The sequence below is a fragment of the Pseudoduganella sp. LjRoot289 genome (assembly GCF_964252925.1).
Taxonomy (GTDB): Bacteria; Pseudomonadota; Gammaproteobacteria; order Burkholderiales; family Burkholderiaceae_D; genus Rugamonas.
Genome location: NZ_CAXUPN020000001.1, coordinates 5041163 through 5055241 on the forward strand (window position 1 = coordinate 5041163; position 14079 = coordinate 5055241).

At 60.0% G+C, this 14079-nt stretch carries 18 protein-coding genes; 5 read left to right on the top strand and 13 right to left on the bottom strand.

The annotated features are described in order from the left end of the window. The first annotated feature begins 17 nt into the window (after positions 1 to 17). A complete protein-coding gene (gene gloA, locus ACSQ8Y_RS21605) occupies positions 18 to 428 on the top strand; it encodes a lactoylglutathione lyase (protein WP_436268475.1) in 411 nt (136 codons plus the stop codon). Between the two features lie 150 nt (positions 429 to 578). On the opposite strand, the gene ACSQ8Y_RS21610 is transcribed toward gloA, so the two are convergent. The 4 genes from ACSQ8Y_RS21610 to ACSQ8Y_RS21625 all read right to left on the bottom strand — a co-directional run bounded on the left by ACSQ8Y_RS21610 (position 579) and on the right by ACSQ8Y_RS21625 (position 3733). After that, complete coding sequence (locus ACSQ8Y_RS21610) at positions 579 to 1901, bottom strand: TolC family outer membrane protein (protein WP_436268476.1); 1323 nt, start codon at positions 1899 to 1901, stop codon at positions 579 to 581. 25 nt (positions 1902 to 1926) lie between these two features. Beyond that, positions 1927 to 2250 (bottom strand): rhodanese-like domain-containing protein, encoded by a 324-nt coding sequence (locus tag ACSQ8Y_RS21615; protein ID WP_436268477.1) that lies wholly within the window; start codon positions 2248 to 2250, stop codon positions 1927 to 1929. Between the two features lie 17 nt (positions 2251 to 2267). Beyond that, on the bottom strand, positions 2268 to 2918 hold the full coding sequence (locus tag ACSQ8Y_RS21620) for a protein-L-isoaspartate O-methyltransferase family protein (protein ID WP_436268478.1): 651 nt from the start codon (positions 2916 to 2918) through the stop codon (positions 2268 to 2270). 149 nt (positions 2919 to 3067) lie between these two features. Continuing rightward, positions 3068 to 3733, bottom strand: coding sequence for a TetR/AcrR family transcriptional regulator (locus ACSQ8Y_RS21625; RefSeq protein ID WP_436268479.1), 666 nt, complete (start codon positions 3731 to 3733; stop codon positions 3068 to 3070). Positions 3734 to 4098: 365 nt separating this feature from the next. Between ACSQ8Y_RS21625 and ACSQ8Y_RS21630 the strand changes: the two genes are divergently transcribed. Continuing rightward, on the top strand, positions 4099 to 4575 hold the full coding sequence (locus ACSQ8Y_RS21630) for a helix-turn-helix domain-containing protein (protein ID WP_436268480.1): 477 nt from the start codon (positions 4099 to 4101) through the stop codon (positions 4573 to 4575). Further along, entirely contained in the window at positions 4557 to 4769 is a 213-nt protein-coding gene (locus tag ACSQ8Y_RS21635) for a hypothetical protein (RefSeq protein ID WP_436268481.1), read from the top strand. The genes ACSQ8Y_RS21630 and ACSQ8Y_RS21635 overlap by 19 nt, the downstream gene beginning before the upstream one ends. A gap of 177 nt (positions 4770 to 4946) precedes the next feature. Here ACSQ8Y_RS21635 and ACSQ8Y_RS21640 read toward each other — a convergent pair whose 3' ends face one another. Continuing rightward, the gene (locus ACSQ8Y_RS21640; protein WP_436268482.1) at positions 4947 to 5288 is read right to left on the bottom strand and encodes a YnfA family protein; all 342 of its coding nucleotides are present in this window, start codon (positions 5286 to 5288) and stop codon (positions 4947 to 4949) included. 1 nt (position 5289) lies between these two features. Continuing rightward, on the bottom strand, positions 5290 to 5811 hold the full coding sequence (locus ACSQ8Y_RS21645) for a MerR family transcriptional regulator (RefSeq protein WP_436268483.1): 522 nt from the start codon (positions 5809 to 5811) through the stop codon (positions 5290 to 5292). 92 nt (positions 5812 to 5903) lie between these two features. Here ACSQ8Y_RS21645 and ACSQ8Y_RS21650 point away from each other — a divergent pair, with 92 nt between their 5' ends. Both ACSQ8Y_RS21650 and ACSQ8Y_RS21655 read left to right on the top strand, forming a co-directional pair. Next, positions 5904 to 6200, top strand: a complete 297-nt coding sequence (locus ACSQ8Y_RS21650) for a hypothetical protein (protein ID WP_436268484.1) — start codon at positions 5904 to 5906, stop codon at positions 6198 to 6200. Between the two features lie 24 nt (positions 6201 to 6224). Then, entirely contained in the window at positions 6225 to 6557 is a 333-nt protein-coding gene (locus tag ACSQ8Y_RS21655; protein ID WP_436268485.1) for a hypothetical protein, read from the top strand. Positions 6558 to 6753: 196 nt separating this feature from the next. Here the strand turns inward: ACSQ8Y_RS21655 and ACSQ8Y_RS21660 are convergent, their stop codons facing one another. From ACSQ8Y_RS21660 to ACSQ8Y_RS21690, 7 genes are all read right to left on the bottom strand, one after another. Further along, complete coding sequence (locus tag ACSQ8Y_RS21660) at positions 6754 to 7755, bottom strand: porin (RefSeq protein WP_436268486.1); 1002 nt, start codon at positions 7753 to 7755, stop codon at positions 6754 to 6756. Between the two features lie 241 nt (positions 7756 to 7996). Continuing rightward, positions 7997 to 8893, bottom strand: a complete 897-nt coding sequence (locus ACSQ8Y_RS21665; protein ID WP_436268487.1) for an alpha/beta hydrolase family protein — start codon at positions 8891 to 8893, stop codon at positions 7997 to 7999. A gap of 139 nt (positions 8894 to 9032) precedes the next feature. After that, positions 9033 to 9503 carry a cache domain-containing protein gene (locus tag ACSQ8Y_RS21670; RefSeq protein ID WP_436268488.1) on the bottom strand — a complete coding sequence of 157 codons (471 nt, stop codon included), beginning with the start codon at positions 9501 to 9503 and terminating at the stop codon, positions 9033 to 9035. Between the two features lie 117 nt (positions 9504 to 9620). Then, positions 9621 to 10763, bottom strand: a complete 1143-nt coding sequence (locus tag ACSQ8Y_RS21675) for an E22 family MetX-like putative esterase (protein ID WP_436268489.1) — start codon at positions 10761 to 10763, stop codon at positions 9621 to 9623. A 65-nt stretch (positions 10764 to 10828) separates the two neighbouring features. After that, positions 10829 to 11827 carry a branched-chain amino acid ABC transporter permease gene (locus tag ACSQ8Y_RS21680; protein ID WP_436268490.1) on the bottom strand — a complete coding sequence of 333 codons (999 nt, stop codon included), beginning with the start codon at positions 11825 to 11827 and terminating at the stop codon, positions 10829 to 10831. A gap of 11 nt (positions 11828 to 11838) precedes the next feature. After that, positions 11839 to 12723, bottom strand: a complete 885-nt coding sequence (locus ACSQ8Y_RS21685) for a branched-chain amino acid ABC transporter permease (protein ID WP_436268491.1) — start codon at positions 12721 to 12723, stop codon at positions 11839 to 11841. Positions 12724 to 12854: 131 nt separating this feature from the next. After that, positions 12855 to 14066 carry an ABC transporter substrate-binding protein gene (locus tag ACSQ8Y_RS21690; RefSeq protein WP_436268492.1) on the bottom strand — a complete coding sequence of 404 codons (1212 nt, stop codon included), beginning with the start codon at positions 14064 to 14066 and terminating at the stop codon, positions 12855 to 12857. Positions 14067 to 14079: the final 13 nt, after the last annotated feature.

The window sequence follows — 14079 nt, forward strand, 5'->3', positions numbered from 1 at the left end:
CCCAAAGAAGGATCACTATGCGCATACTGCACACCATGCTGCGGGTCGGCGACCTGCAGCGTTCCATCGATTTCTACACCAAGGTGCTGGGCATGAAGCTGCTGCGCACCAGCGACAACCCCGAATACAAGTACACGCTGGCCTTCGTCGGCTACGGCGCCAATCCCGAGCACGCGGAGCTGGAGCTGACCTACAACTACGGCGTCGACAAATACGAACAGGGCACGGCCTACGGCCACCTGGCGATCTCGGCCGACGACATCGCCGCCGCCTGCGCGGCAGTCAAGGCCAACGGCGGCAACGTCACGCGCGAGCCCGGCCCGGTCAAGGGCGGCAGCACCGTGATCGCCTTCGTCACCGACCCGGACGGCTACAAGATCGAACTGATCGAGCGCAAGTTCGACGCCGCCGGCAGCGGCTTGCGCTAAGCACGGCGGGTTATGGGGCTCGCCGGCTCGGTATCCCCGCCAACCCGCCCGCATTGCCGAAAAAAAACCACGCGCTGCGTGGTCCGGAATCGCTATATTTCGCAGGAGGGCGGGTTAGGCGCGCAGCGCCATAACCCGCCACCGCAAGCCTTACTTGACCAGCAGGTCGTTCACCGGCACCAGGTCCGCTTCCTTCAGCGTGCCGGCGGCCGACTTCAGGCGCAGGCCGTTCATGATGGTGTCGTAGCGGGCGCGGGACAGGTCGCGCTGGGTCGAGTACAACTGGCGCTGCGCGTTCAGCACGTCGATGTTGATGCGCACACCGACCTGGTAGCCCAGCTTGTTCGAATCGAGCGCCGACTTGCTCGACACTTCGGCCGCTTCCAGCGCGCGCACCTGCGCCAGGCCGCTGTTCATGCCCAGGTAGGCGGTGCGCGCATTCTGCGCGGCGGCGCGGCGCGTCGCCTCCAGGTCGTTGCGCGCCTTGTCTTCCAGCGCGATCGATTCGCGCACCTTGCTGGTCACTGCGAAGCCGTTGAAGATCGGCACGTTCCACTGCACGCCGATGGAATTGGCCTTGGTGATGCCGTTGCCGGCGGTGCTGTCGCGGCCCTTGCTGGCCACCAGGTCCAGGGTCGGCAGATGGCCGGCGCGGTTGCGCGAAATTTCGCGCTTGGCGATCTCCACGTTCAGCTGGGCGCCCACCACGGAATAGTTCTGCTGCTCGGCCGACGCAATCCACGGTTCGATGGCGGCCGGCTGCGGCGCGCCTATGGTCACGCCCGGCCGCAGCGTGGCCAGCGAACCCGGCGCGGCGCCGATGATCTGCTGCAGCGCGGCGCGCTTGACTTCCAGGTCGTTGATGGCCGCGAACTCCTGCGCCACGACCAGGTCGTAGGCCGCCTGCGCCTCGTGGGTGTCGGTAATGGTCTGCGTGCCGACCTCGAAGTTGCGCTTGGCCGAAGCCAGCTGTTCGGTGGTGGCCGACTTCTGCGCCTGGATCGAGGACAGGTTGTCCTGCGCGGTCAGCACGTCGAAATAGGCTTGCGACACGCGCGTCATCAGGTCCTGCTGGGCCTGGGCGAACACCGCTTCCGTCGAGGCCTGGGCCAGCTTGCTCTGCTGGTAGGATTCCCAGCGGTCCCAGCGGAACAGCGGCTGCGACAGCTGCAGCGCCCACTGGTTGCGCGAGCTGTCGCGCGGGCCGCTCTGCGGGCCGAAAACGGCATCGCCGGACTTGGATTCGAAGTCGCCGGTGATCTTGGTGCTCGAACCGCCCAGGCCGACAACCGGCAACAACTGGGAACGCCCTTGCGTCGTCCTTTCCTGACCCGCAGCAAGTGCAGCGCGTGCGCTGGCATAAGTGGCGTCGTTGGCGAGCGCCTGCTGATACACTTGGATGAGGTCGGCCGCCTGTGCGTTCATGGTCAACAGCGCGCTGCTGATCAGCAAGGCGATTAAGGGTTTCTGCATTGCGTTCTCCGTGGAATCAATAACATTAGTATTTTGGCATGGAGCCGTCGACCTGCACAGCCCAAGCGTGTATGCCGCCCGTCAAATTCGTCATCTTGCCGAAACCATTGCGTTCCAAAAACGCCGCCACCTGCATGCTGCGCGCGCCGTGGTGGCAGATGCAGACGATGGCCGCGTCCTCGTCGAGGTCGTCGATGCGGGCCGGTATCGTGTTCATCGGCATCAGCGTCGAACCGGCGATATGGCAGGTCTCGTATTCCCAGTTCTCGCGCACGTCCAGCAGCACCGGGCTGGGACGCGCGTCGTCGGCCAGCCAGTCGGCCAGCTCCAGCGCGGTGATGTGTTCCATACGACGCTCCCGTCCGCTTAGAAGGTGAACTGCGACGGCTGGGTGGCCGACTGCAGCGGTTTCACGTCGGTTTCGAACAGCTTGACCTTGTCGTAGCCGTCCGAGGTGCGGGTGATCACGTGCGCCGTCATCACCGGCGACTCGCCGATGATGGCGAAGATGCGCCCGCCCACTTTCACTTGCTGCAGGAAGGCTTCCGGCAGCAGCGGCAGCGAGCCGGAGATGACGATCACGTCGAACGGGGCGCCGTTGGCCCAGCCCTGCGCGCCATTGCCCTGCTCCACCGTCACATTGGTGATGCCGGCTTCGGCCAGGTTCTTCTCGGCGAAGGCCTTCAGTTCCGGCACGATCTCGACGGAGGTCACGTGGCGGCCCTTGTGCGCCAGCAGGGCGGCCATGTAGCCGCTGCCGGTGCCGATTTCCAGCACGTTCTCGTGTTTCTTCAGCTGCACGTCCTGCAGGATGCGCGCCTCCATCTTCGGCGTGAACATGAATTCGCCGAACCCCAGCGGGATTTCGGTATCGACGAAGGCCAGGTTCTTGTGGCTGGCCGGGACGAAGTTCTCGCGCTTGACCACGTTCAGCAAGTCCAGCACGTCCAGTTCCAGGACGTCCCATGGACGGATTTGCTGTTCGATCATGTTGAAGCGGGCTTGTTCGATATTCATCTTTAAACTCGGTGAAGGATTAAGTAATCCGCCATTTTATCGTTGAACTGGTCAGGACGGCATATTAACGACAACGGCGGCGCACAGAGGGAAATTGCGACAGTCTGCAGTTTCGGGGGGCTGAACGCACGAAAACGGCCCCGCAACGCCTAATTTTGAGGCAAAACGGGGGCCGCCGCGTCGGGCCGCAGACCGCGCAGGGCCAGGTCGAGGAAGGCCGCCATATAGGCGGCGGTGTCGATCTCGCGCGCGTCTTCGCAGGGCAGGAAGGCGCTCTTCCACATCATCAGCATCAGCACCGGGGCGGTCAGCACCGGCATCATCACTAGCGGATCGAGCGGGCGGAACTCGCCGCGCGCCACGCCGCGCTCGAGCGTGCGCACGATCAGCGCATTGCCGCGCGCGATCACCTCGTCATTGTAGAACTGCGCCAGCTCGGGGAAATTGCCCGCTTCGGTCATCATCAGCTTGGTGATGCCGGCCAGCTTGGTGGCGCCCACCGTCTCCCACCAGCGCATCAGCAGCGCATGCAGCAGTTCGCTGCTGTGGGCCGCGGAGGCGGCCAGGTCCACCTCGGCCTGGCCGATGGCCTCGACGATGGTGGCGCGCACCACCGCCTTGAACAGTTCTTCCTTGTTTTCGAAGTAAAGATAGAGCGTGCCCTTGGAGACGCCGGCGCGGCGCGCGACGTCCTCCAGGCGGGTGGCGGCGTAGCCGCGTTCGACGAACTGCTCCAGCGCCGCCTCCAGCAGTTCCTGCGGCCGGGCGTCCTTGCGCCGCTCCCAGCGCGGTTTGGTGTCAGTTGGGGCTTGCATAGGGGTCTGATCGCTACTTACTTTTGAGTCATTAATCTTAGTCGTCAGACATCCCGGCGTCAATACTTCTGTCGCTGGCACGCCGGAGTATCGACTTGAACAAAGCATAGGAACTTGAATAGGCTGGGACCACAGAGAATATCGACTTGAACAGAGGCGCCATTTTAAAGTTGACAAACATCGTCACGTCGCGCGGCCGCCGATCTTGTGCCCTGTCCGACGCCACCGCCGCGTGGCCGGCTCACCGTGCACACCAAGCAGGGTGAATCGAAGTTTCCAGCGGGCGGCCACAAGGAAAGGGACTCTTGGAATTTCGGTCAATGCCGTTATAATGTTAAATATATTTAACACGAGTGGTGGCAGACATGAACTTGGCGCAGATCGGCGGCGAAATTCACAACAAGCGCGTTCAGGCAGGCTTGCTGCAGGAGCATATCGCCAAGTTTGCTGGGCTTTCCCGCGTGACCATCAACCAGTTGGAGAACGGGACGCTGAAAGACCTGGGCTACGTGAAGTTGAAGGCGGTGATGGATATCCTAGGCCTTGACATGGAGACTGTGCAGCCATCCGGCCTGAAAAGTGCGCTCACCGTGGCGGCGCGCAGCGTCAGCACTAGTTACCGGGACGTGCTTACCCCAGACATGTTGTCGCTGATGTTGCGTTCGGGTGAGGTACCGGAGCAGTTTCAGCCGCACCTGATGGCATTTCTCGACGAAACCCCTTTGCCGGTTGTGGTGAAAACGGTTGCCGAGGTGGCCACGCCCGACGTGCCTGCAAAGAAAATTATGAAGCACCTGAGTCTGTGGGCAAAGCAATGGAAAGTATGCAGAACCGTCTGGTGATGGCCGGTGCGGCTGGAATCCCCCGGACTTGGGAGACGCTGCTTTCTCAGGCGCTGAGGGTCGTGGGTGAGATTGCCAGGCACGGCCGCGACGATCCCTTCTGGACATTCGGCGGCGGCACCGTTCTCATGCTGCAAGTCCATATTGTTCGTCACCTGCGCAAATCGGTCGCTGCGGCATGTTGCTCAAGCTAGGGGGAGTGCGGCTAGAATGAGAAGCCGCAAGATAAACTCATGATTCTTAAGGAGTCCTGTTCAAGTCAATTCCGACGTGCCAGTCGCTGTTGCGCCGGAATGGAAAATTGAACAGCGCAATAGAGACGGCGCGGCGGGCTGAACAGGGTTCCCCGAGCTAGCTGGCGCCGCTTGTTGCTAAGCGGCGCGATGACCCAGTGCGATGGTACCGGCGCCGGCGAGCGCAAGGCTTACACCGAGGTAGTCGTTCCACGTCGGCGTGACGCCGTCAACGAAGTACAGCCATCCTATGGCGGTGGCGATGTAGATCGCGCCGTAGGTGGCGTACACGCGGCCGCTGGCGGCCGGATGCAGCGTCAACAGCCATACAAACACCACCAGGCTCAGCGTCGCCGGCAGCAGGAGCCAGGGCGATCCCTTGCCAGTGAGCCATAGCAAGGGAAGATAGCAACCCAGCAGTTCGGCGATGGCGGTGGCAAAAAATAGACCGAATGTGCGGGTCAGGGCGATAGTGTCCATATCACTTGCGTTTCAGTTCAGTGATTGTCAGGGAGGCACCCTCCGTCGATTGTGCGACCCGGTGCGGAGCGCAACACCCGCCACCGGCCTTGCCCTGCGGCTCGCTTTCAGGCAAGGACAGGTCGTCGATGATGACGCAGTCCCTGGTCAGCCCGCCTCCGCACGCTGCGTTACAGCTGCAGACGAAAGAGGCAAGGCTCGCTTCGAGCTGCTTCATCTCCCCCAGCTTTGCACGAACGTCATCAAGACGTGCCTGCGCCATGTCGCGCACGTCCAGGCATGCGCGATCGCCGTCTTCGAACAGATCCACCAGTTCCCGCACGTCGTCGATTGGGAAGCCGAAATCCCGGCACCGCCTGATGAAGGTCAGGCGTTTGAGATCGTCGTCGCGGTAATAGCGGTGGCCATTCGACGCACGGCCGGGACTTGGTAGCAGGCCGATCTTTTCGTAGTAGCGGATGGTAGGGACGCTGCAGCCCGTTTGGGACGACAGCGTGCCTATGGTGAGATTGGGGTCGGTCATGAGGGCCTTCTAAAAAAGCGCTTGCACCTGAAGTTACTTGAGGTCTTACTGTACATGCAAACGCCATCTCAGCCAAGCGATAGGAAACCGACATGAAAAACACCATTAAGTTGCGCAGGACATTGGCCACGGCACTCGGCATTGGCGGCGCCGTGGCAGTCGGCTGCAGCGTATGCTGCCTGCCGTTTGTAGCGCCACTTCTTCTGACCCTGCTCGCCAGTGCCGGGATTTACTGCTATGACGATATCCCGGGTACATGGATTGCCGGCTCGGCTGGCGTCGTCGTGCTGTCCTTGCTCGCCGCCTGGATCCTCAGGCGCCGGCGCGAGCGTTCAAAAGACACTGAAGCCATCGAGAGCTGTGCCTGTAAAGCCAGCTGCAAGCCATAAAACCGCTCCCCTCAAGAGTTCGTAATGTTCCCGATCGCACCCGCGCCCATCGCGTGCACCCTCTCAGCCGCCAACTTCAAGGAGCGGGCCATATGGCTGCGCGAACTGACAGCGCGCGCACTGCTCAGCCATCGCGTCGAAGGGCTGCAGATGTATCTAAGCTATCGGCCGGACGCCAGGGACGACGTCGAAAAGATGGTCCAGCAAGAACGGCAATGCTGCGATTTTCTGAAGTACGAACTGCGGCCGGGCACCGGGTCAATCGAGGTGGTCGTGACTGGGCCTGCCGAGGCAAGCGTCGATGCACAAGCCTTGTTCGCGCATCTGATCCCGCAAGCCGGCACTGCGGCCGCTTGATTCGGTGCAGTCAGGATCGCAGCCTTTGAATCTGCTTGTCGATCGCATACAGTGCAGGCTCGTTGCGCTCGCTGTAATTATAAGGGGCTTCATTCAAGTTTCTGTTCGGGCGAAACAATCGCTGCTACGGCCCGGCCCCAAGCCGCAAACCGTTGCGGGCAACAGTTTGCGGGACGGAGCCAGGTGTCGTCCGTTTTTAGAACAAATGATTCAAACCGATCGAGACCCCGGTTTGATGCGTTTGCGCAGCGGAGATGGCCAGTTTGCCATCAAAATTCGTACGGTCGATTTCCCCATACAGGCTGGTGCGTTTAGACAGCGTATAGTACGAAGTCAGTATCAGCGTATCACGCTTGCCGGCCCCGCCAGCGGATTCAGTCTTGTTCCAGTAGTAGGCGCTGCCCACTTTCACGAACGGAGAGATTGAATACTCGCCGCCAAGCCATGAATACTTGGACCTGGTGTCCAACGCACCCGTCTCTTGCTTTTCATCCGCGTAACCTGCGGCGACGCGCAGCGCGTCCCCCTTGTAGGCCGCACCTAATGTAGCGTGGCTGTTTTCACGATACGCGCCAGCAACTGGAAGCGTGCGCCTGGTGTATGCGCCACCAAATGCCAGGCTGCCCAGGCTATAACTGGCGCCCACGGCTTTCGCAGTGCCGTTATTCACGCTTCCTGCCTGCTCGCCAGGCGCATACTCGGCCCTTACCGTTACCGGCCCGACCGTCCCACTGTACTGAATATCATTGTTGAACCGAAAACCTGCGGAAGCCGCCACAGCGTAGGTACTCAGCGGGAAACGGAATGAAAACGGTTCGTAGACTGCGATGGTCCTGAACGCGACCGTGTATTGGCGGCCCACATCGATATTGCCAAAGGCGCCGCCAATACCCACGATAGCAGTACGATTGAAAAGCGTGTTCGGCACGTCCAGTGCGCCTGTTCCGTTAATGAATCCGGTTTCCAGCGCGAAGTGCGCGTTATAGCCGTCGCCCAGATCTTCCACGCCCCTGAACCCAAGACGGTTCGACATCGACGTACCGTTCGAAGTCATCGTGAGTTTCCCATTTCCCGCAGCGTCGGCATTTGTCACGTACCGCAGGCCGCCATCGATGGTTCCATACATAGTCAATGCTGATTGGGCGAACGCATGCCCCAGCGCGCCCAACAAGACCAGCAACATCATTGATTTCTTCATTTTATATCCCTCGTAACACATTCATAAAAAAGTTCCAAGCGTTCCGTCCATGTTTTCCATCTCTATAGGCGTGCACCGTCCTGCCAACTTTGTCGGCACAAAATTAAAAAATAGGCGAACAGCATCCGCGTCAATAAGCTATTGAACGCGGTACTGTAGTGAGAAGAGAATTGCTGCGGGCTGGCGAGTCACCGCCCGACTGGTTCGGATGTGCGGCCTGCCTGTTCGGCAGTTCGAACCGTTATTTCGTGGTGAACCCGGTGAGCCAGTTCAAATTGCTTTCGAGCTGCCAGTTTTGAGTGCCGCTCTTCCAGCCGGCGTCGAGCGAAAGCGCACTGCCGTAGCAATCACCCGACAGGCGCATATAGCAATGGTCGGCAGAAAGATCGGAGACCTGGGAATTTTTCACGATTAGCCAGCCGCTGTTATTCGCGGCCTGACAACCATACGCGGTCGAGCCGCAATTCATGCCAGTCACTTCCTGCAACTGGCTGCGTGCCGCCGCTGCGGTGCCCCCGTTGAAGTTATCCTTCTCACCGTTCACGGCGAGCAGCCGGTCGCTCGGCAAGCTGCGATTGCCGTTGGCAACGCAAGCGCGAAGGTCGTAACTCGTATATTGCACACCCGCCCCTATGGCATACGCCGCCTGGACCCGGGAGTCGAAGTTTTTTGCAAGGATGGCCATAATGGAACCCTGACTGAAACCAGCCACCACGATGCCCTTGGAACAGTCGGCCTTGCCACGGGTGCAAAGCTGGCTGATTGCGCTTGCCGCGTTATTCGGATTGAAGGCACAACTGGCTTTGCCGCCGATGTCCGAACAGGTTCCAAACGTGCTGCTCGCATACTCGATGGTTGCCGCAACATAGCCTTTCCCGGCCATGCGACTGACCGCTTCCGTCGCCGAGGCGTTGTTGTACATTTCATAGGTGCCAACCATATACACAAACACGGGATACTTGCCCGCTGTGGCAGGCTCCATGCCTGAAATGTTGTAGCTGCTGTTACAGGTGCTGCCGCCGTAGCCGGCCCCGGTATAGCTTGCCGTGAAGCTGGTCTGGGCCATCACAGCACCGCATAAAACCGACGCGCACAAGGCGCCAGCCACCCGCAAGGCTTGGGAAATCCTGGTCTTCATTGTTTGTCTCCGTGAGTTGTTCGTCGTTCAGAAGAAGTAAGGGAATACTGCTTCGTGGACTGATCCGGGGCTCTTGTCTGCGGCCGCATCAAGATCAGTCGACGTGCGTCCTGGCTGCGTCCAGGACGTCAGGAATGCTTTATTTTTTGTAGATGCCGGCAGCGATAAACACGTCATCGGCCCGTTCGATGTAGGTGGTTTTCGCGTCAAGATCTTTGGTGATGGGATTGGGCCATTTGTAATCGACCCAGCCATAACCCTTGGTCTTGGCGAGCGCGTACATTTCCTTGATAAATTCCTTGCCGTCGCCGTCGCGGAGCTCAAAAAGGTATTTGTTGACAATTTTCGGGTTGGCGCCATGCGCTATCTGCACGCCCTCATTCGTCATGCTGTACACAAACACGTACAGGTCTTTCTGGACGAATTCACCTTTCGGATCGTTAAAAACGGCGATCGCTTTTTCCTTTCCATTCGCCTTGTAGAACGCCACGGCTTTTTTTACGAGCGCGACCGCTTCCGCAGCGCTTGCCTTTTCCGGAGCGGCAAACGCCGTCGTCGCGCACAGGCTGGTTAAGCAACCCAACGCCAGTTTTTTCAACACCTTCAACATGAGATTCTCCCTCGTCAAATAAATATGTCTCAATAAGCAATTTATGCAGCCTTGGTATCGAGCCATGTGTGGCTCGGCCTCCTTTCTTCACCACGGGGTAACGTCAACACTGCCGCCCTACTTCGTCAGAAAGGCGCGGATCGCGTCTCCGGCTTTGGCGATATCGGTAATGCCGGCCAGATGGCCGCCCGGCGCATCGATTTCCACGTATTCCGCCGGCGTGCCGTTGGCCTTCAGCTTTGCCGCTTCCGCTTTAGCGTCCGCTGGCGGGAACAGCAGATCTGTGCGCGCCTGCACTACCAGCGTTTTTGCGCGGATTTTCTTCAGCTCGGGGTCTAGCGCACTGCCGGGAGTGCCGGCGATAAAGAGCTGGTTTGCCTTGGTCATGTACAGCATATGATTGGCGTCGGTCGTCGCCCTGGCGCGTACCATGCCGGCGTCTTTCAGGACCTTCTCACTCAGGAAGGTATTCCGGTAATCGTCCAGCGGATTTTTCCCTTCGACCGCCCACTTGTGGCCAAACGCAGTGGCCACATACTCCGGGTGGCGCGCGCCGACCACGACATTGAAAAATGCCTGGGCAACACCGGCCAGCGGTTCGGGGCCACCGTAGTAGTCGCCGTTGTTCCAGTTCTGGTCCACCCGTATCGGCCCGCTCCAGTTTTCGAGGGCGGCGATGGCATAGCCGGTCTGGCTGGTGGTGGCATCGACGGCAATGACGCGCTCCACCATCTCGGGGAACCTGGCTGCCCATTCGTAGGACTGCAGGCCGCCCATCGACACGCCGATCGCCGCCTGCACTTTGCGCACGCCCAGCGTATCGAGCAGCGCTTTTTGCACCCGCACAAAATCGGGTATGGTCACCACCGGGAACGACAAGCCGTACGGCTTGCCCGTGTCGGGATTGATGCTTGCGGGGCCGGTCGTGACCGTGATGCCATCCTTGGAGTTCAGGTTGACCAGCGAGTCGACACTGACTACGAAATACTGATTGGTATCGATGGGCTTGCCTGCGCCGATAATGCTGTCCCAGTAGCCGGGCAGCTTGTCGTCCGCTTTATACTTCCCCGCCACATGGGAATTGGCCGAATAAAAATGCGGCACCACGATCACGTTGTCGCGGGCGGCGTTCAGCGTGCCATAGCTCTCCCAGCCTACCCGCAGGTCCTTGATCACTTTTCCACCGACGGTGGTGTAAGCAGGCAGCGAAAAGACCTTCTTCTCCACCAGGCCGTCATAGGCATGCGCCGATGCGGCCATGAACAGCGAAAGCGCGGCTGTACCGATGGCGGTGTTAATCCTGTACATGGTTGTCTCCTTGGGTGTCAGGTCATTGCAATCACCGGCGCCACCTTGGCGTCGGTACTTTTACGGGGCAAGGCCATGAGTTCGCCCACGATGCCGCGCCGGAAAGCCAGCACGCAGATGATGAAGATGAGGCCGGTGACTATGGTGACCGATTCACCGAGCGTGTTGAACCACTCGATGCCGGTAAGCGATGCCAGCACGCTGCCGACGTCGACGAGCTTGTTCTCCAGCAAAATGATCACAAACGCGCCCACCACGGGACCGGTCAGCGTGCCCAGGCCTCCGACCAGCGTCATCAGCACAACCAGGCCCGACATCGACCAGTGCACATCCGTCAGCGTCCCGAAGCCCATCACCACGGTCTTGGTGGCACCGGCCAGGCCGGCCAGCGCCGCGGACAGGACAAACGCCATCAACTTGTATTTGTCGACGTCGTAACCGAGCGAGACCGCTCGTGCTTCGTTTTCCTTGATCGCCTTGAGCACCTGGCCGAAAGGCGAATGCACAGTGCGCACGATCAGGGCAAACCCCGCGACGAAGATGGCCAGCACCACGTAGTACATCGTCATGTCGTCGCCCAGGTCCAGCGTGCCCAGGAGCCTGCCGCGCGGCACGCCCTGCAAGCCATCCTCGCCGCCGGTAAACGGCATCTGCACGAACAGGAAGAACAGCATCTGCGCCAGGGCCAGCGTAATCATGGTGAAGTAGATGCCCTGGCGGCGGATCGCCAGGCTGCCCATCAGCAGGCCTATCGCCGCGGCCATGGCCACGCCCATCGCAATGCTGAGCTCAAAGGGCAGGCCCCACACTTTCAGCAGGTGGCCGGCCATATAGCCAGCGCCGCCAAAGAAGGCCGCGTGCCCGAACGACAGCAAGCCGGTGAAACCGATCAGCAGGTTAAAAGCACAGGCGAACAATGCAAAGCACAGCAACTTCATCAGGAACACCGGGTAGACGAAGAACGGCAGCGCCAAGGCTGCGACGAGCGCCGCCAAATATCCAATTCTCTGGTTCATTTCATTTCCTCTTACTTTTCTTTGCCGAACAGGCCGGCTGGACGGATGATCAGGACGATGGCCATCACGATGAACACCACGGTTGCCGACAGTTCCGGATAGAACACCCGGGTCAGGCCTTCCAGTACGCCTAGCCCAAGCCCTGTGACGATAGACCCGATAATCGATCCCATGCCGCCGATGACCACCACGGCGAACACGGTAATGATCAGGTTCGATCCCATCAGCGGCGACACCTGGATCACCGGTGCGGCCAGCACGCCGGCCAGCGCAGCCAGGGCCACGCCAAAGCCGTAGGTCAGCGTGACCATCAGCGGGACGTTGACGCCAAACGCTTCCACCAGCTTGGGATTTTCCGTGCCGGCGCGCAGGTAGGCGCCGAGCTTGGTTCGTTCAATCACAAACCAGGTGGCCATGCAGACGACAAGCGACGCGGCCACTACCCATGCACGGTAATTCGGCAGGCGCATGAAACCGAGGTCGGTGGCCCCCGCCAGCGCATCCGGTACGGAAAACGGCTGGCCGGACACGCCGTAGACGGAGCGGAACACGCCTTCCAGCAGCAGCGTGATGCCAAAGGTCAGCAACAGGCCGTACAGGTGGTCCAGCTTGTACAGCCAGCGCAGCATGGTTTTTTCTATGACGATGCCAAAGAGTCCGACCAGCGCGGGAGCGAGCACCAGCATCGCCCAGTAATTCAGGCCGAAGTAACTCAGGCCCATCCATGCGAGGAAGGCTCCCATCATGTACAGCGCGCCATGGGCAAAATTGATCACGTTGAGCAGGCCGAAAATGACCGCCAGACCCAGCGACAGCATGGCGTAGAAAGAGCCGTTGACCAAGCCCAGCAGCAGCTGGCTCAACATCGCTTGCAAGGGGATACCAAAGATTTCCATATACGGTTTCAATAAAGGGGGGACAGCACGGGACACAACGCAACAGCTGCATCAGGCACAGCAAATCCTGCTGAAGCTGCGGCTGCGTTCACTCCTCGTGGATGGGCAGGGGCAAGCCCATCAATTGCGCATCACTTCCACAGGGCGCACTTGCTTTCAGCCTTGGTGCCGAAGGCCTGCTCTCCCGGGATGGTTTGCACCACCTTGTAGTAATCCCATGGATACTTCGATTCGGACTTCTTCTTTACTTCCATCAGGTACATGTCGTGCACCATCCGGCCGTCGTCGCGGATGACGCCGTTGCTGGTGAAGAAGTCGTTGATCCGCGTCTTCTTCATCTGCGCCATGACCTTGTCCGGGTTGTCGGTGCCTGCCGCCTTGACCGCATTGAGGTAATGCGCCGTGGCCGAGTAATCCGCCGCCTGCAGCAGCGATGGCATCTTCTTCATCTTGTCAAAGTAGCGTTTCGACCACTTGCGGCTACCGTCATTCAGATCCCAGTACCAGCCATCGGTCAGGTACATGCCCTGCGTCAGGTCCAGGCCGAGCGAGTGCACGTCATTGATGAACATCAGCAGGCCGGCCAGCTTCATGGACTTGTTGATGCCAAATTCGTTGGCCGCCTTGATCGAATTGATGGTGTCGCCGCCGGCATTGGCCAGCCCCAGGATCTTGGCCTTCGACGACTGTGCCTGCAGCAGGAAGGACGAAAAGTCCGACGCCGACAGCGGGTGCTTGACGCTGCCGAGTATCTTGCCGCCGTTGGCGTTGACGACGTCGGAGGTACTCTTTTCCAGCGACGCGCCGAAGGCATAGTCTGCCGTCAGGAAGAACCAGTCCTTGCCGCCTTGCTTGACAATGGCTGAACCGGTCCCCTTCGCCAATGCAACCGTATCGTAGGCGTAATGCACGGTGTAAGGCGTGCACTCCTCATTGGTCAGGCGGGCGGTGGCGCCGCCTATGGCCATGTACACCTTCTTCTTTTCCGCAGCGACTTTGGCCATCGCAAGGTTGGTGCCGGAATTGGTGCCGCCGATCAGCATGTCCACGCCGTCCTTGTCGAACCACTCGCGCGCTTTGGAGGCCGCGATATCGGCCTTGTTCTGGTGGTCCGCCACGACAAATTCAATCTTCTTTCCGGCCAGCGCGCCCCCGAAGTCGGCGATGGCCATTTTCACGGCCTCCACGCCGCCGGCGCCATCGATGTCGGCATAGACGCCGGACATATCGGTCAGCAGTCCGATCTTGATGACGTCCTGCGAGATTTGTGCCTGGGCGACGCCACCCGTCCCTGCCAAGGCCGCGCTGACCGCCAGCGCCATGACTTTCACGTTGCGTTTCATATCATCTCCTCTT